At 46.4% G+C, this 17,796-nt stretch carries 15 protein-coding genes; 11 read left to right on the top strand and 4 right to left on the bottom strand.

The genetic code is table 11. The features are described from left to right. Window positions 1-34 precede the first annotated feature (34 nt). The 4 genes from AAEY83_RS01115 to AAEY83_RS01100 all read left to right on the top strand — a co-directional run bounded on the left by AAEY83_RS01115 (window position 35) and on the right by AAEY83_RS01100 (window position 5,234). Window positions 35-2,185 (top strand): lytic transglycosylase domain-containing protein, encoded by a 2,151-nt coding sequence (locus tag AAEY83_RS01115; RefSeq protein WP_084212608.1) that lies wholly within the window; start codon window positions 35-37, stop codon window positions 2,183-2,185. A 437-nt stretch (window positions 2,186-2,622) separates the two neighbouring features. Beyond that, entirely contained in the window at window positions 2,623-3,258 is a 636-nt protein-coding gene (locus tag AAEY83_RS01110) for a T2 family ribonuclease (protein ID WP_025644685.1), read from the top strand. A gap of 515 nt (window positions 3,259-3,773) precedes the next feature. Beyond that, window positions 3,774-4,757: a malate dehydrogenase gene (locus AAEY83_RS01105; protein WP_025644683.1), complete on the top strand. Its 984-nt coding sequence runs from the start codon at window positions 3,774-3,776 to the stop codon at window positions 4,755-4,757. A 237-nt stretch (window positions 4,758-4,994) separates the two neighbouring features. Continuing rightward, the gene (locus AAEY83_RS01100) at window positions 4,995-5,234 is read left to right on the top strand and encodes a DUF2789 domain-containing protein (protein WP_025644681.1); all 240 of its coding nucleotides are present in this window, start codon (window positions 4,995-4,997) and stop codon (window positions 5,232-5,234) included. 104 nt (window positions 5,235-5,338) lie between these two features. On the opposite strand, the gene ribF is transcribed toward AAEY83_RS01100, so the two are convergent. Then, window positions 5,339-6,379, bottom strand: coding sequence for a bifunctional riboflavin kinase/FAD synthetase (gene ribF / locus AAEY83_RS01095; RefSeq protein ID WP_025644679.1), 1,041 nt, complete (start codon window positions 6,377-6,379; stop codon window positions 5,339-5,341). A gap of 148 nt (window positions 6,380-6,527) precedes the next feature. Between ribF and AAEY83_RS01090 the strand changes: the two genes are divergently transcribed. Then, on the top strand, window positions 6,528-7,136 hold the full coding sequence (locus tag AAEY83_RS01090; protein WP_025644677.1) for a GNAT family N-acetyltransferase: 609 nt from the start codon (window positions 6,528-6,530) through the stop codon (window positions 7,134-7,136). A 57-nt stretch (window positions 7,137-7,193) separates the two neighbouring features. On the opposite strand, the gene AAEY83_RS01085 is transcribed toward AAEY83_RS01090, so the two are convergent. The 3 genes from AAEY83_RS01085 to ampD all read right to left on the bottom strand — a co-directional run bounded on the left by AAEY83_RS01085 (window position 7,194) and on the right by ampD (window position 10,210). Further along, window positions 7,194-7,823 (bottom strand): hypothetical protein, encoded by a 630-nt coding sequence (locus AAEY83_RS01085; protein ID WP_025644675.1) that lies wholly within the window; start codon window positions 7,821-7,823, stop codon window positions 7,194-7,196. Between the two features lie 104 nt (window positions 7,824-7,927). Then, window positions 7,928-9,478, bottom strand: a complete 1,551-nt coding sequence (murJ, locus tag AAEY83_RS01080; RefSeq protein WP_037058790.1) for a murein biosynthesis integral membrane protein MurJ — start codon at window positions 9,476-9,478, stop codon at window positions 7,928-7,930. A gap of 117 nt (window positions 9,479-9,595) precedes the next feature. Continuing rightward, entirely contained in the window at window positions 9,596-10,210 is a 615-nt protein-coding gene (gene ampD / locus AAEY83_RS01075) for a 1,6-anhydro-N-acetylmuramyl-L-alanine amidase AmpD (RefSeq protein ID WP_025644671.1), read from the bottom strand. Between the two features lie 216 nt (window positions 10,211-10,426). Between ampD and AAEY83_RS01070 the strand changes: the two genes are divergently transcribed. The 6 genes from AAEY83_RS01070 (at window position 10,427) to murG (ending at window position 17,764) form a co-directional block, all read left to right on the top strand. Further along, complete coding sequence (locus tag AAEY83_RS01070; protein WP_025644669.1) at window positions 10,427-12,643, top strand: Lnb N-terminal periplasmic domain-containing protein; 2,217 nt, start codon at window positions 10,427-10,429, stop codon at window positions 12,641-12,643. A 67-nt stretch (window positions 12,644-12,710) separates the two neighbouring features. Then, window positions 12,711-13,577: an NAD-dependent epimerase/dehydratase family protein gene (locus tag AAEY83_RS01065; RefSeq protein WP_025644667.1), complete on the top strand. Its 867-nt coding sequence runs from the start codon at window positions 12,711-12,713 to the stop codon at window positions 13,575-13,577. 47 nt (window positions 13,578-13,624) lie between these two features. Continuing rightward, window positions 13,625-14,665, top strand: coding sequence for a hypothetical protein (locus tag AAEY83_RS01060; protein WP_025644665.1), 1,041 nt, complete (start codon window positions 13,625-13,627; stop codon window positions 14,663-14,665). A gap of 100 nt (window positions 14,666-14,765) precedes the next feature. Beyond that, the gene (gene pyrE / locus AAEY83_RS01055) at window positions 14,766-15,509 is read left to right on the top strand and encodes an orotate phosphoribosyltransferase (protein WP_025644663.1); all 744 of its coding nucleotides are present in this window, start codon (window positions 14,766-14,768) and stop codon (window positions 15,507-15,509) included. Between the two features lie 52 nt (window positions 15,510-15,561). After that, window positions 15,562-16,539 carry a glutathione synthase gene (gene gshB / locus AAEY83_RS01050; RefSeq protein ID WP_025644661.1) on the top strand — a complete coding sequence of 326 codons (978 nt, stop codon included), beginning with the start codon at window positions 15,562-15,564 and terminating at the stop codon, window positions 16,537-16,539. A 139-nt stretch (window positions 16,540-16,678) separates the two neighbouring features. Then, on the top strand, window positions 16,679-17,764 hold the full coding sequence (gene murG, locus AAEY83_RS01045) for an undecaprenyldiphospho-muramoylpentapeptide beta-N-acetylglucosaminyltransferase (protein WP_025644659.1): 1,086 nt from the start codon (window positions 16,679-16,681) through the stop codon (window positions 17,762-17,764). Window positions 17,765-17,796: the final 32 nt, after the last annotated feature.

The following is a 17,796-nucleotide window of genomic DNA, read 5'->3' as shown; positions in this document are numbered from 1 at the left end:
TTACTTGATACTGAAGAATATAAAGAGAGTCCGTATGACAAAATTGCGCGTTACTCATAACAGCAAAGAAAAAACCACTACTAAGCACACTCTAAATTTACAGTTATTGAAGAGCGTCAAAAACAGTAAGCTGCGAGTGAGTGCGCTGAGCTTAGCGACTGCTATGGGGGCGCTTGGAGTATCACAAGTGGCTTGTGCTGAGCTGACTTGGGGAGACGGCGAGAGCTTTGAGCAAGAAGGCAGCTACTACTCAGGCAACAGCTATCAGCAGGGTAGTAGTGGCGTCGACTATTTTAATGCTGCCGCACAAGCTGAGAATAGAGGCGATATCAGTGCTTTGTTCAACTATGAGCAGCTGATGAGTGGTAGCCTGTTTGCCATGTACCCGACTTATTGGCGAATGAATTTGGATCTCAATTCACAAAGTGCAGCGGCTATCTCGCAGTTTGTACGTCAATACCCAGGCAGTGTTATGGCCGAAAAGCTCGTCGCTGATTTTGCAGAGACCAAAGCCGGCGCTAATGATTATGCTTCCGTCCGTCAAGTGGCTAATCTGATTACTAATGCCGATAGGTCAGAGCGCTGCGCCATTGCCCTTGGGTTCAATAATGGCGGCGATACGATGCGCGCGCTGAGCGAGAAGTCTGACGTTTGGCTAACCACCAAAAAACAGCCTGCGCTATGTGATCAGCTAGCGATGGAGATGAATAATCACGCGCTTATTAGTAATAGCGATCGGGCCTCAAGACTGAAACGTATGCTGCGTGTCGGCAACACCGGCGATATTATGGCGCTATCCTCACGCTTAGGCACGCCTATTCCTTATTCAGCTTTGAGCGAGATTCAGCTTAATCCTTCCTCGTTTCTTAGCCGATTTACTAAAGAGCCTAACAGTCAAATTAATCAATACCTTTATCTATATGCGATAGGCCGCCTTGCCGATAAGTCTTACCGCGAAGCGGCGATGCAGTTAGATTTTGATATCAAGCAAGACAATCAGCGCCGCGCTCGCTTATTAAACGATGACACGCGCCGCTACGCTTATCGCATTATTGGTGTCAAGCGTATGAACTATAATACCGATGATGGCTTTAATAGTGAGGCGGTAGATTGGTTCCGTAAGAGTCTGGACGATGATTTTAACTTTGAAGAAGCCGAAGATTATGCGATGGCTGCTATTCGTTTTAGTCGCTGGGATGATGTCGCTGAGGCGATCTCTCAGATGGATAGCGAGACCCAAAGATCCAATATATGGCAGTATTGGCTCGCGCGCGCTTATGAGCAATCAAGCGATGCCAATAAGCGTACTACTGCCAAACGTATGTATCAGCAGCTAGCAAAAAGTAATGACTACTACGGGCTAATGGCCAAAGACAAAATCGGCCAGCGCTTCTATGCCAGCCGTTTGGGCGGCAATAACTTGCCTAATATTAGCAGCGCTGATCGCGCACGCGTGATGCAAGAGCCAAGTTTTGCACGCGCTTTTGCACTGTATAATTCAGACGCCAATCGCTCGTTTGCCAATCGCGAATGGAACTGGGCGGTCAAGCAGGCTCGTGATAAGCGTGATGATAGTCTGATCATTGCCGCGGCGCGCGTAGCGCATGATATGGGCTGGCTCGATCGCGCGATTTATGCCATCGATAATGCCGATAGAGTAGACAGCTTGGCACTATCGCATCCGATGCCGCACCAAAGCGCGGTGGTACGCTATAGCCGAGAGGCGGGCATTGATCCGGCGTGGGCTTACGGCATTATGCGTCAAGAGAGCCGCTTTGTGACCTCAGCGCGCTCGAACGTTGGCGCTAGTGGTTTGATGCAAGTCATGCCTGATACGGCTAAATACATCGCGCGCAATCTAGGCGAGACTTATAGTGCTAGCCGCGCCAATAGCGGCGATACTAATATCCGCTATGGCACTTGGTATATGGGCGATATCTTGAGTAAGCTCAACTATCAGCCTGTACTGGCAACCGCAGGTTATAATGCTGGTCCTAACAATGCCAAGCGCTGGCAGCCGGTTTATGGCTCGCTCGCTGCAGATCAGTATGTTGAGTCTATCGCTTATCCCGAAACTCGCAATTACGTCAAGCACGTGATGGAAAATGCCACTATCTATAGTAGCTTACTAGGTCGTCCGCAGCCGATTACTGATCGTATGGGATCGGTGCCCGCAGCTTTTTAACAGCCTCATGGCTGAGCAATAGCGTTTGACGTGGTTAGTAGTGCATCTTTATAGCAAAAGCCATCAGCAAGTAGTGTTGATGGCTTTTTTTAATCTTTTTAGGATATTAATGTATTAAAAATAAAGGTTCAGATAAGGTTTTATCAGGCCGCGTTATCCTTTGCTATATCAGGGGATAGAAGTTTTTAAAGTTGATTTACGTTTTTGCTATAGAGTAAACAAAGTGTTTTGGTAGTATTAGACTAATCTGTCTACATGTTATAGATTACTAGCTCTTTATTTAGTTAGCGTCCAAAAACAGAACGATAACTATAGGCTATTTTTATACCTGCTTCTACTGTTCGATAACTGTATATACCCTTTTGACTATGATAAATAAATATATAAATTTTATAAAGTATCAAGCGAACAGTCGTCAATCGTCTGTTTGGTTCCGAGTGTCTGCTACCTCAGCCAAGCTAGCGGGTCTAATGCTATTACCTAGCGTCTTTATAGCTCCTGCGCAAGCGGCAAGCGCAGTCAAAAGTGGTCAGCGGGTACTCATGGTTGAGATGACCCCAGCGTTATGTAATCTACAGCCAACGCGCGCGCGGATGCGTCAATGTTTAGAAGGCTATTCTTTTACCATATCTGGGCTAGATTTGGGCTATGGTGAGCGCTGTGGCCGCGGTAGTGAGCCGCGTCTAAGTCCTCTACAGCTCAAAGTCGTCAACCGCATTATGCCGGACACGACAGTGCGCAGCCAAGCATGGCATCGCTATGGGACTTGTAGTCCGCTGAGTGCGAACAGTTATTTTCGTCAAATTATTAACTATGCCGGAGACCTAAAGCTGCCCAGTGAACTGACAACAGGTAATAGCTATACAGTGTCCAAATCAAGCTTTCTTAAACAGATGATAAGACTTAATCGTGGTATGAGCGCATCTGACATCGATCTGATCTGCCAAGCAGGCAGTCGCCGCCAATCGATTTTGACTGATATCAATGTCTGCTATGAAGGCAATGATTTTGCCAGTTGTAGCAATGTCATCGACAGCTGCGACAAAAAATTTATTATCTCTGGAGGTCAGTAATAGATCGCGTAGATAAGGATATAGAGCAGACCGCTCGGTGCGCCCGATAAATATAAAAATGCAATAGAATAGACAGCACGACTATGGTTAAAAAGTGCTTTGCTATGGTGTTAAAAGCTTTTTCTGAGCATATTTTAGAGTGTGTTTTGAATTAAGCAGTCGCCTTTTCTATAAAACTCTTATCCGTATTCATTTGCTACTCTATTCATTTTAAATTGATTTTTGGGCGCTATCGAGTATTAGCGCTTAATTTGGTCCTATTATAGATGTTTACTTTGGTCGCTCATACTATAATAGTACGCGCATAAAATGTAACAATATAGCGCGCAAATCTTATACTCGCCTGCTATTGTTCCTAGACGGTTCCCTAAACGAGGTGCTACACTAGCTCTCGTTTTATGCGCCTTTTGCATAAAAGTCGTGTTTAATTCGAGCCGTTGTGACTGAAAAAGCGACTACTTAATAAAGATATTGTCGAACAAGATACTGTCTAATAATCAATTGGAGAATACTCTATGAAACAGCCTGTACGTATTGCCGTCACTGGCGCTGCTGGTAATATCAGCTATGCTATGCTATTCCGTATTGCTTCTGGTGAGATGCTAGGTAAAGATCAGCCGGTTATTTTGAATTTACTTGAAATCACTCCAGCACTTGACGCCCTAAAGGGTGTAGTTATGGAGCTACAAGACTGTGCTTTTCCGTTATTAGTAGATATCGTGCAAACTGACGATGCCAAAGTTGCTTTTAAAGATGTGAGTTATGCTTTATTAGTAGGCTCGCGTCCACGTGGCCCAGGTATGGAGCGTAAAGACTTATTAGAAGCTAACGCTGCTATCTTCTCAGCACAAGGTAAAGCGTTAAATGAAGTGGCTAAACGTGATGTTAAAGTCCTAGTCGTTGGTAACCCAGCGAACACTAACGCCGTTATCGCTCAGCGTAATGCACCGGATCTAGATCCACGTAACTTCACTGCGATGACGCGCTTAGATCACAACCGCGCTATTGCTCAATTGGCCGAAAAGACCGAGAGCACTGTCAACGATGTGAAAAAGATGATTATCTGGGGTAACCATTCGTCAACTCAGTATCCAGATCTAACCGCTTGTACTGTCAATGGTAAGCCTGCGTTAGACTTAGTCGATCGCGACTGGTACGAAAACACGTATATCCCAGAAGTACAAAAACGCGGCGCAGCAATTATTAAAGCGCGCGGTGCCTCTTCAGCTGCGTCAGCTGCTAATGCGGCGATTGACCATATCCGCACTTGGGTTATGGGCACAGATGGCGACGATTGGGTCTCTATGGCGGTCTACTCTAACGGCGAATACGGCGTTGCCAAAGGCTTGATCTACTCGTTCCCTTGTACTTGCAGCAATGGTGACTGGTCTATCGTTGAAGACGTCGATGTCTCAGCAGAGTTCTCAAAAGAGAAAATGGCTGCCACTGAGCAAGAGCTAAGCGAAGAGCGTGACGCAGTATCTCACTTACTGCCATAAGCGCAATGGGATTAAGTGCTGATTAAAGATACAAAAGCCTTGCTTGTATAGCAGGGCTTTTTTTTGCCTGCTCCGTTAACACAACTGGTAAGCTTAGATAAACTTTGACTAACAGCTTTTATCAGTAGGTTTGCTACAATAAAGACGTTCGCTAAAAAGCATTAAAAAAGCACTAGAAAATAAGTCAGATAATAAATAACCCTGTTAAAGCTTATATTAACGTTAAGGAGAAGCAGTATGTTAGGTGAAGTCGATTACAATATGAATGAACTATTCGCTCAGTTAGGTCTGGATAATTCAGATGAAGCGATTGACAAATTTATCGCTGATAATCAGTTAGGCAAAGATGAGAAGCTAGTAGAGGCTGACATCTGGACCGACAGTCAGCGTATGTTCTTAAAAGAAGAATGGAAAAAAGACGCCGCTTGGGTAGAGGTTATTGATGAATTAAATGTGCGTTTGCATCCTGATGCTTAGTCGTTAGAGCTTTCATTAGTTAGCACGTAATAAGTCATATATCAAAAAGCCACTTTAATAATAAAGTGGCTTTTTTAGTGGAAAGGTGACACGCGCAAATCTTGTTAATTTAACTGCTGCTCTCGCCAAGCAAGCAGGTCAGTCACGTCTTGATGAATGCCTTGCTTTAGAGCGGCTAAACCCTCATAGTTACGCTCGCCGTGCAAGTAGTGCAAAAAGCGCACCTGCAAGCTCTCACCATATAAGTCGCCTTGAAACTGCGGAAAATGCACTTCTAAGCGCCATTCTTGCTCTTTAGTCACTGAAGGCCGAGTACCGATACTTGCGGTACCAAATAGACTATGCTCTCGTAGTCCTGCTACGCCCATTTGCCCTTCTTCTGCAAGAGCGCTCAGTCCATCTGCTACGATATTGCCTTGTTTATCAAGACGGACCACGTCGACTGCAAAGATACCGTGTAAGGCAGGCTTTATCCGAGACAGCTCAATATTAGCAGTCGGAAAATCCATAGTGCGGCCGATTTTATCACCGCCAACGACTTGGCCCATAATCGTATAATCGCGGCCTAATAAGCGATTGGCTGCATCAATATCACCGGCTAATAGTAAGTCGCGTACGCGGGTTGAGCTGATGCGATCATCTTGCTGCTCTTCATCTGTGACGGTTTGCAGGTCGATGACTTGTAGGCCATAGTTCTGCAAAAACTGACTGTCACCGGTGCGATCATGACCAAAGCGAAAGTCATCGCCTAAAACAAGCGCTTGTACGTTTAAGCGTTTCGCTAATAGGTCGGCAAAAGCAGTAGCTGACAGCGCGCGAAAATCACTATCGAAGCCAGCTACAATTAACGTATCTACTCCAAAATCCGCTAGCAGCGCTTGTTTTTCTGCTAAAGTAGTCAGGCGCGCAGGGGCCTTTTGCGGGGCAAAAAACTCTCTCGGCTGCGGCTCAAATATCATCACCGCTGCGTTCAGGTTTTGCTCATCAGCTAAGGCACGTACCTTTGCCAGCATCGCTTGATGACCTAAATGCACGCCATCAAAATTGCCAATGGTTAGGACGCAAGGCGCTAAGTCAGTCGCTTTAACACTGTCATTAACAATATAAGGCGGTGCAATCAGTTGTTCTAAATAATAGGTATTCATAATTTACAGCTATGATAGGAGCGGTTGAATAAAAGACACAGGTCATGAATCTAAGAGCATAAAAGGCGTCAAGGGCTGCCATTATAAAGTAAAATAGCCAAACTCACACTGCAAACTATAGACCACAACCTATCCTATTAGGAGCGCTATGTTAGACAATGTCACCCGTCGTCACCAGCAGACGACTACCACTTCATTAGCCCCAATTGCACTAAATGATAAGTTTGCTGTAGGGCGCGCTAGTCTCAATGACCTAACGGCTATATTAGATATCTATAATCAAAGTATCGCCGGCAAACAAGCGACCGCTCAATTGGCACCTGTCACTAGTGCTGAGCGTGCCAGTTGGTTCGATGAGCATCTCAATGATCCCAAACGGCCCATTTATGTGGTCACTACAACATCAGCTGACTCGCCAGCGGTTATTGTCGCTTGGGGCAGCTTTAGCGATTTATATGCGCGTACCGCCTACCATATCAGTAGCGAGGTCAGTATTTATCTGCATCGCGATTATCACAGGCAAGGCTTAGGCCGCTTATTGATCGAGTGGATGCTCACTCAAGCGCCAAGTCTCGGCATTCACAATGTCGTGGCGCTAATCTTCGCTCATAATACGCCAAGCTTAACCTTGTTTCGTAAGCTTGGCTTTGAGCAATGGGGCTATATGCCGCAAGTTTGCGATATGCAAGGCTTTATCGCCGATGTAGTCATGCTCGGTATCGCGATTGACAATAATGTCAGTGAAACCGCGATCTAAGCGAAACAATAACTGCAACCAATAGTCGCCAACCGTTGTTTTAGTCGCTAAACCAAACTAGCCCAAAATCTTCCACTGACCGTTGACTTTGCGGAGCTGATACGTCAAAGGCGCAGGCTCGTCTTGGCCTTTGAGCCGCAGCTCACCTGTAATAGTCGCTTTGGTGTTATCAGCATTATATTGAGTATCGGTGATAGTCACACTCTCGACTGTCTGCTGAAACGCGCTTTGGGTATTGGAAAGCTCTTGCTCAAAGTTTGCCATATCGACCTGATAGTAGCCGACGGCATCTTCGACATCACCGTAATATAAAGTGTCTAAGGCTTGTTTGACGGTATCCTCTGGAGTATTGGGCTCAGTAGGGTTAGTGACTAGGCTTGGCTGATCAGGAGCTGTAGTCACAGGAGTAATATTACTGCTTGGCATACTCGTCTCATTCGTGGCATCGCTATCGAGAACGAGCGTATCGTCATCGGTCGCAGCGTCATCTGCCATAATACCATCATCTTTAGCCGCTACAGCTTCTTCCACTGGACCATTGCTATTAGCAACGACTGTCTGTTCGCTATTATCTTCGCTTATTTGTACTTCATTACTGTCATTATTACTACAGCCAGTAAGCAGTAGACTGGCTGTCAATAAACCTGTCGCCAGTACTAGTGGTTTTGATACGAGAGGGGTTGTCATGGTAGACCTCAACATAGGTTAATATAGGGTTTTAGTACATCAATCATTATGACGATTCTGCCTAGTATTGACAAACGCTACTTATGCCAGCGCTGCGCCTCAAGTTAACCGTGCTTAAGCTGATGCGGACGAAACCCAGTTATGAGTAAGACCACACCATAAACCACGGCACCAATTATGCAAATAATCAGTAGCGCTACCAGTCGGCGCCACTGTGCCGAATCCGTTGGAAAGTAGGGCAGCATCAGATAGAGCGCTGCAACCATAGCGCTAGTTGCGATAATAAACTGCGCAAATAGCTTTTTCCAATGGCTATCAAAACGGAAAATACCACGCTTATGTAAGAAGTAATATAGTAAGCCGGCGTTAACAAAAGCCGCCCCCGTCGTTGCTAGGGCAAGGCCACCATGCAAAGGAAGCTCAAAGAAGTAAAAAATACCAATAAACAGCACGCTAAATATCATATTGGCAAACACCGATACAATACCGATTTTGACCGGAGTCTTGACGTCTTGACGAGCAAAAAACGCGGGTGCAAAGATTTTGATCAGCATAAAGCCTAAAATACCGCCGGCCATACTGCGTAGCGCTAGACCGCTCATCTCAGCATCACGCAATAAGAACTCACCGCGTAAAAACAGCGCTTGCATCATCACATCAGAGAGGATAAATAGTGCCGCGGCAGCTGGCAGACCTACTAGGATGATGAGACGCGCCGCCCAGTCGATGGTCTTTTTAAAGGTAACATCGTCCTTTTTGGCTTCACTAGCAGAGAGGCTAGGCAAAATAACCGTGCCAATCGCCACGCCAATCAGTCCTAATGGTAGCTCACTCATACGTTCAGCGGCATACAGCCAAGAGACGGAGCCGCCGATCATTAGCGAGGCAAAGACGGTATTGAGTAATAAATTAATCTGGGTAACCGATACGCCAAAGATAGCGGGCAGCATCAGCTTTAAGATACGCTTGACGCCTTCGTGCCTAAAGTCGACTTTCGGCGCGACCAGCAGCTTTTGTTGCCATAGCTGCGGCAACTGAATCAAGAACTGCAATAACCCTGCGATAGCCACCGCGTAGCCTAAAGCCATGATGGGCGTGTCAAACATCGGCGCAAATATCAAGGCCGCGCCAATCATACAAAGGTTTAATAATACAGGCGCAAAGGCGGGAGCGGCGAAGCGTCCATAACTTTGTAGAATACCGCTAGCAAAAGCGGTCATCGAGATAAATAGAAGATAGGGAAAGGTGAGACGGAGTAAATCAGCAGTGACCGCAAATTTATCGGGCTGATCGGCAAAGCCTGGCGCAAATAAGGTCACCACCCAAGGCGCTAATAAAATCACCACTACTGTCAACATCGACAAAATCAGCAGCAAAGCCCCAGAGGTGCGACTGACCAATAGTTGTACTTGTTGCAGATTGTACTTCTCTTTATACTCAGAAAGCACTGGCACAAAAGCTTGGCTAAAAGCGCCTTCAGCGAATAGACGTCGCAGAAAATTTGGAATTTTGAACGCCACCAAAAACGCATCCATTAAGCCGCCGGCACCAAACACGCCTAGCAGCACTATGTCACGTACTAAACCCAAAACCCGTGATAGCATGGTCATGCTGCTGACGACCATTGTGGAGCGGAACAAGCGACTTTTTGCCATGAGAACCTTTTTTGTTTGCTGATGAATATAAGAAGGTCAAAAATTGACGGATTATAGCATTTTAAGACGCTTGATAAATGGATTGACTGTAAAATCTAGTCTATTATCAAAGCATTATTACTCATCGAGCTTGTTGGCTATCATTGAGCGCAGTCGTGCCCAGTCAAAATAGTCACCCGGATCGGTTTTACGACCTGGAGCGATATCGCTGTGTCCTGTTAAGTGCCGGCGGGTTTTGGGATAAGCTTTGTATAGCGCCGTGATGACTGCGCTTAAGACCTGATACTGAATATCGGTAAAAGCAATAAAGTCTGAGCCTTCAAGCTCAATGCCGATGCTATAGTCGTTACACTCAGGACGGCCTAAGTAGCTTGACCTGCCGGCATGCCAGGCACGCTCATTGAAGTTGACAAACTGAGTGATAGCGCCATCGCGCTCAATAAACAGATGCGCCGATACTTCAGCGCCTTTGATCGTTTGAAAGTAGGGGTGGGCATCCCAGTCGAGGGTATTGGTAAATAGTGCTTTGACATAATGTAGGCCATTGCTGTCAGTCTGAGCAAACTCATTGGGCGGCAAGCTAATATTATGAATGACAATCGTATCGATATAAGGACTTGGAGCACTATCACTGCTATGAGGTTGAGTAGGTCGGTCATTTTTATTGGGCGAGCTCAGCCATGCGGCAGAGGATAATTGACCATTAGCAATAGTCATCGGCGTGGTGGACATAGTAGTCTCTGTTATAATGAGAAAAGGATATAAAAAATCGACGATAAAGTCAGCTCATAAAGAGCCATTTGATTATAAAAATTTATGGTTAATAGTCAATTCAAGATGACATATCATACACGCTAGCTAAACGAAAGATAAGCGCACGCTTATCATCAGCAAACATTGATAACTGGTTATAAAGCGTTAATAAAGCAAAATACGAGAGACTAATCCATGTCTATAAATCATAATGTTAAAGCTAGTGTGAAAGCGGCAGCTTATCATTCAAGATATCTAACCAAGACAGCTCGCCTGCCGCTTGCTGTTGTTGGGGTGTTATTGAACGCGCAAGTATCCGCTTTTCTACCGACACCATCGTCAGTGGTCGAGGGTGACGCACTATTAGCGGACGCCGCGAGCGCGGATAATATGATTGCTGCAGCTAAAGCAGCATCTACGCTCACATCACGCTCAGTCGCAGTGACCAGTGTTCGCCCTAGCGCTACTCTTAGCTTAGTAACTAAAGCCGCCAACACTGCTAGCACTAACAGCTTAGTGGCTGATAAACAAAATAAAAGCGCAAACCTAGCAGCAGAGCAATTATTAACAACTTGGCGTCAGCAAGCCGCTACGCAAAATTTGGCTCAGCATAAAAGCTGGCGCCGGCTGCTTTATTTTCTTGATGATAAAAAGGGACTGTTTACTAAGGCCAAAAACCAAAGCACTATCAATGATCCTACGTTTTTTTTAACTGCTAATGGTAATAAAGACTCAGCCGCTGAGCTTGACGCGACGCTTGTCGCCTTAGCGAAGCAAATCACTATGCCAAACCGCGCCGACGCTACGAATGACTCGGTTATATGCCGCTTTCCGGCGCGCGTAAACTGGCTAGCTGAGCAGTTAGATATCGATAAGTCGTCTCTACAGGCCGACTGTCCAGAGCTAAAAGAGTGGATGGCGATGCTGGCGCCTGAGCAGTTATCTATTATGTTTGCCGAAGAGTATTTGGATAATCCCATCTCAGCTTTTGCTCATACGCTACTGCGTATCGACTCCAAAGCGAGCGCCGCTGACTTTACCCAAATCAATCACGCTTATGCCTTGAATGATACTGTCGATGGCGATCCCGATGATCCTTTTGTGCTTTATGCTATCAAATCGATCAGTGGCGGTTATGATAATCGTATTGAGATTGACCCCTATCCTGAGAAGCTTGCTAAGTATCTCAAAGACGATGAGCGTGATACTTGGACTTATCGGCTGGATTTGACGCCAGCGGAAGTACAGCAAATCATCGCCCATGTTTGGGAGACCAAAGATTTAGAGATCCCTTATTATTTTACCACTGACAACTGTGCTTCTGAGATACTGCGCCTGATTGACGTGGTGCGTCCGCAGCAAAGCCTCTTAGCTCAGCTGCCTTACGTGGTCGTGCCTTCTGATGTGATCAAGCTGCTTAATGATGAAAGCCTGCTAGCTAGTCGTCGTTATACCCCAGCAGATAGTAGCGTTAGGCAAGCGCAGCTTAATCAGGCCAAACGTTCGGCCAAACTTGGCTACACAACGCTTAGTAAAGATGAGATTAATAGTATTAAGTCAGAGACGGTCAATTCAGCATCCAGTATGTCAGCCGACGAGCAAACGCTATCGATGTTGCCGATTGCTACAGCGGATAACGACCCGATAGATCGTCATCGGCTGCAGCGCACTCATATCGGCACCGGTCAACGCGGCGATAATAATTATATCGAGATCGGCATGCGTGCAGGCTTTCACGATACTCTTGATCGGCCAAGCGGCTATCCGCAGTTTTTTGATTTAGAAGGGCTTAAAGCTTCGCTACGGATATATGATACTGAAGACGACAATGTCAATAATGACCGAATTGAACTGCAGAATTTTACTTTGTTTCGGGGGCGCTCATTTAATCCGGACAATGCTGCCAAAAAAGGTCAGACCTGGGGCGCTAGCATAGAGGCCACGCAAATCAACGACGGCTCGCAGCAAGATGGCGCGGCGCATTTAGTTGGTAGTGCTACTTTTGAGTACGGTAAGTCCTGGGTATTTGGGCAGCCGCCTGCTGTAGATGCTGACAGCGGCAAGCTGACAGGGGAGATGCCGCAGCAGTTATGCTATACCTTAGCAACCGGAGCGCTACAAGGTGGCCGCGGTATCAATAAGGGTTATCGTGTTGGCGCTGGTGTCAATGCGGGCTGTCGTTACCAGATTAACAATCGCTTACGCGCGCAGGCTGAACTGCAATTACCATATTGGTATCATGGCAGCGATAGCGCTGAGGTACGCGGTCACTATTGGCAGCCGATCAGCACTATCGGCATGCATTATGATATCGACAAAAACCAAGCGCTACGTATAAAGGCCAGCTACGATTGGCAAGACCGCGTTGAAGATAATGACGATATCCAACTGTCTTATATGCGCTATTTTTAAGTGCTGTCAGCAATAGTAGTGGCAAGAAACTATGCCAAAAAAAACTATGCCAAAAAAAGGAGACGCTATGAGTACGCAAAATTTGCTGGTTATTGGTCAAGGTGATATCGGTCTACCCGTCACCAATCAACTTGCTACAGACGGCGTATCTGTAACAGGCCTTGCTCGCAGTAAGCGCGAGCATTATGATTTGCATGATCGTGCTCAGTTTATGCAAGCCGATGCTTTGCACTTGACGAGCGATCAGCTACAAACGTTTGGCGCGATCGCCATTATTGTCACTCCTGATGAGTATTCCGCCAGCGGCTATAGCGCCAGTTATTTAGCCATTTGTAAGCATTTAGCGTCTTTAGCTGATAAGTTACCTCAGCTTAAGCGTGTAGTTTTTATCTCTTCAACAGGCGTTTATGGACAAGATAATGGCGAGTGGATTGATGAGCATACCGCGCCTATAGAGCCTGAGCGTGAGGCCTCCAAGATAATCTTGCAAGCAGAGCGAGCACTACAGCAAGGATTTAATGATAAAGCTATCATTATTCGCCCAAGCGGTATCTATGGCCGCAAGCGCCTGATGCGCGTGCGAAAATCGCGCGAATTAAACAAAGAGGCCATTGCCGCTGAGCATTGGAGCAATCGCATTATGGATCGCGATTTGGTGACGATTATTGCTAAAGTGCTAACCTTAGAGACCACAGATACCGAGCAAGCAAAGCTATTAAAGCCGCTTTATATCGCAACTGATTATCTACCTGTGACCACACTTGAGCTTGATGCGTGGCTTAGTAACAAGTTAGGCGCAGCCGCTGCTAAGAGGGATGATAATAAAAGACTAACTACCGGTAAGCGCTTGCACAGCAATATTCCGTTAACTTGGCTCAGCTATCCTGATTGGCAAACTGGTTATAATGATATTTTGCAACATCTACAAGAGTAATTTTTCATCTATTCAACTTCAATGTAACTCAACTGTTTGGAGCCGCTATGACCCAGCCATTTACTTCTGATACTCGTTTACCGAATGCTTTGATTAGTGGGGCACAAGGTAAGCTTGCAGATAGTAATGCTGAGGCCGCGCAGACCGCAAGCTGCGAGCAGCCAGCTATCGTCCATCCTAACTTTGACCCTAAGCAGACACCACTTGATCCCGCCCGTCCATTGAGCGATATTCCAGAGCCTGCACGAAGAGTCAATGGCCAGCTGCACAGGTTTTATGGTAAGTCAGCGCATTTTCGCGCGCCAAAAACGCAGTCATTATCTAAGTGGCAATTGATGGCCTCAAAACCGTTTGCAGAGCATTTATCGCTACTCAGCGCAGCTAAGCTGATAGAACTGCCGGACAGCTTTTATCGCCGTTATCCTAAGCAGGGCTGTTATCCTAAGCAAAATAGTGATCAAGCCGTATCACCATCATCGGCTAACCGTTTACTGTCGCCCCTAGATGAGATGGTTTTGCTGGATATGGCAGATATTCAAGACGCTATTACTCATTATCCCAAGCTTAGTCGTTATGGGTTTTTAGCAGAGCACTCATTTTCAAATGAGGGTTTAAATACAGCTTCAAAACCTGCTGCTTCACTACGCACCTTGGTCAAGCGTTATAATCCTGATGAGCTGCTTAGCAGTTTATATGCCGATGACTGGCAAGTGATTTTGCAGCCACAAGATTTTGAATTGGGTGAGGGCAGCTTAGCAACAGACATTATGGCCTGTAGTGTGGCGGTGCACGCTCTAAAACAATGCGCAACTCGTAAAAGTATCAATAAAAGCTATAGCGCTGAGCAAATTTGTCACTATGTGCGCAGCTATTTGTTAAGCCAGCTTTATCATGCGCCGGCTAGCCGTTATCATTATCGGCAGATCCGCTTATTTGCCGGTCATATTATTGTCGCCGCGCATTATTTAGGCTGGGAAATCCAAGTCAGTCACGATGGCCAAGCGCATTTTAATATCTCATCGCGCTGTGGTCTGTTGACTCGCTATGCCAATATGAACGACTATATGATTAACGGCTGGTCAAGCTAGCTTTATCTACCGACTTACCGTTGACTACTTTTTTATTATATTTAACGATTATCTATTAAGCAGTTATTACTAATTATCTAACACTAAAACAGGAATGCTCATGCCCGTTGCCAACGCCCCTGCACAACATACTACGCAAGCCTCTTTTTCAGCCCAGCAGTTTATCGAACTAGCCCTCGAGAACAAAGTGCTAAAATTTGGCGAATTTGTGCTCAAATCAGGACGAATTAGTCCTTATTTTTTTAATGCTGGATTGCTAGCATCAGGTGAGATGTTGTCATTATTGGCTCGAGGGTATGCTGATGCTTTGGTTGAGCAAATGGCGACACATAACACAGACAGTAGTGACACAGATAACGGCGATAACAGGTTAGTTATTTTCGGCGCCGCTTATAAAGGCATTCCGTTTGTGGCTGCGACTGCTCAGGCTTTATGGCTGCATCATGGTATCAACGCAGATTGGGGTTATAATCGCAAAGAGGTCAAAACGCATGGCGAGGGCGGCAATCTAGTCGGCGCTGAGGTACAAGGTAAAGCCGTTTGGATCCTCGATGACGTGATTACTGCCGGCACGGCAATGCGAGAAGTAGTAGAGATTTTGCAGCAGGCAGGCGCTAGCGTTGCTGGTATCCTTGTCGCGCTAGACCGTAAAGAAAAAGGCCAAAACGAGCAGTCCGCTATTCAAGAGTTGGCAGCCAATTTACAAGTGCCGGTACGCGCTTTAGTCGATATTGATGACTTGATCGGTTATCTGGCTGATGACCATGGCACCCAAAACAGCCAACATAAAGATGCGACCCAACTTGCAAAAATGCAGCATTATCGCGAGCAGTATGGCGTTTAGCGTTTGCGCTTAAACACCTATCTAAACAATAACAAAAATAGTGAGCCCTATTATGAGTAACGACAAGCAAAAAGCGGACAAACCCTTAAATATACTGGTCATCATGGATCCTATTGAGCGAGTCAATTATAAAAAAGATACCAGCCTTGCAATGATGTGGGCGGCGCAAGATCGCGGCCATACGTTAGGCTATTGTCAGGTTCACGACTTATGGCTAGACCGAGGTCAGCTGATGATAGATTCGCAGCCCGTCACGGTATACCGCGACCCCGAGAATTTTTATAGTCTAGGCGAGAAGACGACGGCTACGGTTAAGGATTATGATGTTATCTTGATGCGTAAAGATCCACCCTTCGATATGCGCTTTATTTATGCCACCTATATGCTCGATCACGCCAAAGCGGCTGGCGTGCTAGTCGTCAACGACCCGCAAGCGATTCGCGATTGTAACGAAAAGCTATTTGCCACTTGGTTTAGCGAATATATGAGCCCGACGATTGTCAGCAGCAAACAAGCTCATATTCGTAAGTTTATCGCAGAGCAGCAAGACGTCATCGTCAAGCCGCTAGACGGTATGGGTGGCACTGGTATCTTCCGTTTGACCGCTGATAGCGCTAATATTGGCGTTACTTTAGAGATACTAACAGAGCTTGAGACCCTACCTATCATGGCGCAGCGCTATTTACCAGAAATTAAGGAAGGCGATAAGCGCGTACTGATCGTTGATGGTGAAGTGGTCGATTACTGCTTAGCGCGCATCCCGGTCAAAGGGGAGACTCGCGGTAATCTAGCCGCTGGCGGTAGCGGTGTAGCAATGCCATTGACCGACACCGAGCGCGAAGTGGCGCTAGCAGTTGCGCCTATCGTCAAACAAAAAGGGCTGATGTTTGTGGGCTTAGATTTGATCGGCGGCCGTATCACCGAGATTAATGTCACAAGCCCGACTTGTGTACGCGAAATCGATGATCAATGCGGCACCGATATCGGTACTGATTTCATCATCGCGGTAGAACAAAAAGTAATAGCATAAATTATAAGTGCTTAAAGTAAGCTGTTTTAGTGATAAAAAGTACTATATATGAGCGCGCGATTTCCTCTATACTAGGCAAATTTTAGTCAGCTGCTGTTGTAGCTTTATAGATATTACCAAAATAGATAGGCAGGCGTGCATGAAGACTCCGCATATATTAATGATGGCTGCTGGTACTGGCGGCCATGTGTTTCCAGCGCTCGCCGTAAGCGAAGAGTTGGCTCAGCGCGGCGCCGTTATCCACTGGTTAGGTACGCCAAATGGTATGGAAAATGGTTTGGTTAAGCCGCTTAACTATCCGTTCCATGCTATTGATATGCAAGGACTGCGCGGCAAAGGCATCGGCCGCTTATTAAAATTACCAGTGACTCTACTATCCGCGACGATGGCGGCGATGAAAGTCATTCGTGGCAATCAGATCGATATGGTCGTAGGCTTTGGCGGTTACGTGACTGCTCCTGGTGGTATTGCCGCGCGTATGACCGGCACACCGCTTATTATCCATGAGCAAAATGCTATCGCTGGTATGAGCAACCGTTATTTGGCCAAGATGGCGAATAAGGTGTTGCAAGCTTTTGAGGATACTTTTGCGCACAGTCAAACCAGCCCCAAGCTGGAGACGGTGGGCAATCCGGTACGTAATACCATCACGGGAGTGGCAGCTCCTACTGAGCGTTATGATATTCATGATGATTCGCCGTTGCGCCTGTTAGTCGTTGGCGGCTCTTTGGGCGCGCAAGTGCTCAATGATAATGTCCCTAAAGCCCTAGCTCTGATAGACAAGCCTTTTGCGGTGCGCCATCAATGTGGTCGTAATAATGAGTCAGCCACTCAAGCAGCATACGACAATGAGGATTTGAGCCGTCATAGTACGCAAGTTCAGCCGTTTATCGATAATATGGCCGCCGCTTACAATTGGGCGGATGTGATTGTTTGCCGCGCAGGCGCGCTTACGGTGACTGAGATTCAAAACGTTGGTATCCCTGCCATATTTGTACCGCTACCACATGCTGTCGATGATCATCAGACTGCCAATGCACGCACGCTAACCGAGCATGGCGCTGCTATTTTATTGCCGCAGTCTGAGCTGACGCCTGAGCGCTTGCGTGCGGAGCTGGCATTGCTTGACCGAGCTAAATGTTTAGAGATGGCAGAAAAAGGTCATGCGCTTGCCAACCGCAGTGCTACTGAGCAAGTTGCTGATATTATTTGGCAGTCGTTGTAAGTCTGCCAGCCTTCTGACCTGTTTTCATTACA

The organism is Psychrobacter sp. TB20-MNA-CIBAN-0197, from assembly GCF_040309765.1.
Classification (GTDB): Bacteria; Pseudomonadota; Gammaproteobacteria; order Pseudomonadales; family Moraxellaceae; genus Psychrobacter; species Psychrobacter submarinus.
The sequence above is the reverse complement of the archived record's forward strand: the minus strand, read 5'-3'. Positions and strand labels throughout refer to the sequence as shown.

Coding starts and splice junctions, on each gene's coding strand:
- ampD (WP_025644671.1), bottom strand. CDS start 10,210: ATGTCCACCACGCCGATGACTATTGCTAATGGTCAATTATCCTCTGCC.
- pyrE (WP_025644663.1), top strand. CDS start 14,766: ATGCCCGTTGCCAACGCCCCTGCACAACATACTACGCAAGCCTCTTTT.
- AAEY83_RS01115 (WP_084212608.1), top strand. CDS start 35: ATGACAAAATTGCGCGTTACTCATAACAGCAAAGAAAAAACCACTACT.
- AAEY83_RS01070 (WP_025644669.1), top strand. CDS start 10,427: ATGTCTATAAATCATAATGTTAAAGCTAGTGTGAAAGCGGCAGCTTAT.
- AAEY83_RS01065 (WP_025644667.1), top strand. CDS start 12,711: ATGAGTACGCAAAATTTGCTGGTTATTGGTCAAGGTGATATCGGTCTA.
- AAEY83_RS01100 (WP_025644681.1), top strand. CDS start 4,995: ATGTTAGGTGAAGTCGATTACAATATGAATGAACTATTCGCTCAGTTA.
- AAEY83_RS01105 (WP_025644683.1), top strand. CDS start 3,774: ATGAAACAGCCTGTACGTATTGCCGTCACTGGCGCTGCTGGTAATATC.
- murG (WP_025644659.1), top strand. CDS start 16,679: ATGAAGACTCCGCATATATTAATGATGGCTGCTGGTACTGGCGGCCAT.
- gshB (WP_025644661.1), top strand. CDS start 15,562: ATGAGTAACGACAAGCAAAAAGCGGACAAACCCTTAAATATACTGGTC.
- AAEY83_RS01085 (WP_025644675.1), bottom strand. CDS start 7,823: ATGACAACCCCTCTCGTATCAAAACCACTAGTACTGGCGACAGGTTTA.
- AAEY83_RS01090 (WP_025644677.1), top strand. CDS start 6,528: ATGTTAGACAATGTCACCCGTCGTCACCAGCAGACGACTACCACTTCA.
- murJ (WP_037058790.1), bottom strand. CDS start 9,478: ATGGCAAAAAGTCGCTTGTTCCGCTCCACAATGGTCGTCAGCAGCATG.
- AAEY83_RS01060 (WP_025644665.1), top strand. CDS start 13,625: ATGACCCAGCCATTTACTTCTGATACTCGTTTACCGAATGCTTTGATT.
- ribF (WP_025644679.1), bottom strand. CDS start 6,379: ATGAATACCTATTATTTAGAACAACTGATTGCACCGCCTTATATTGTT.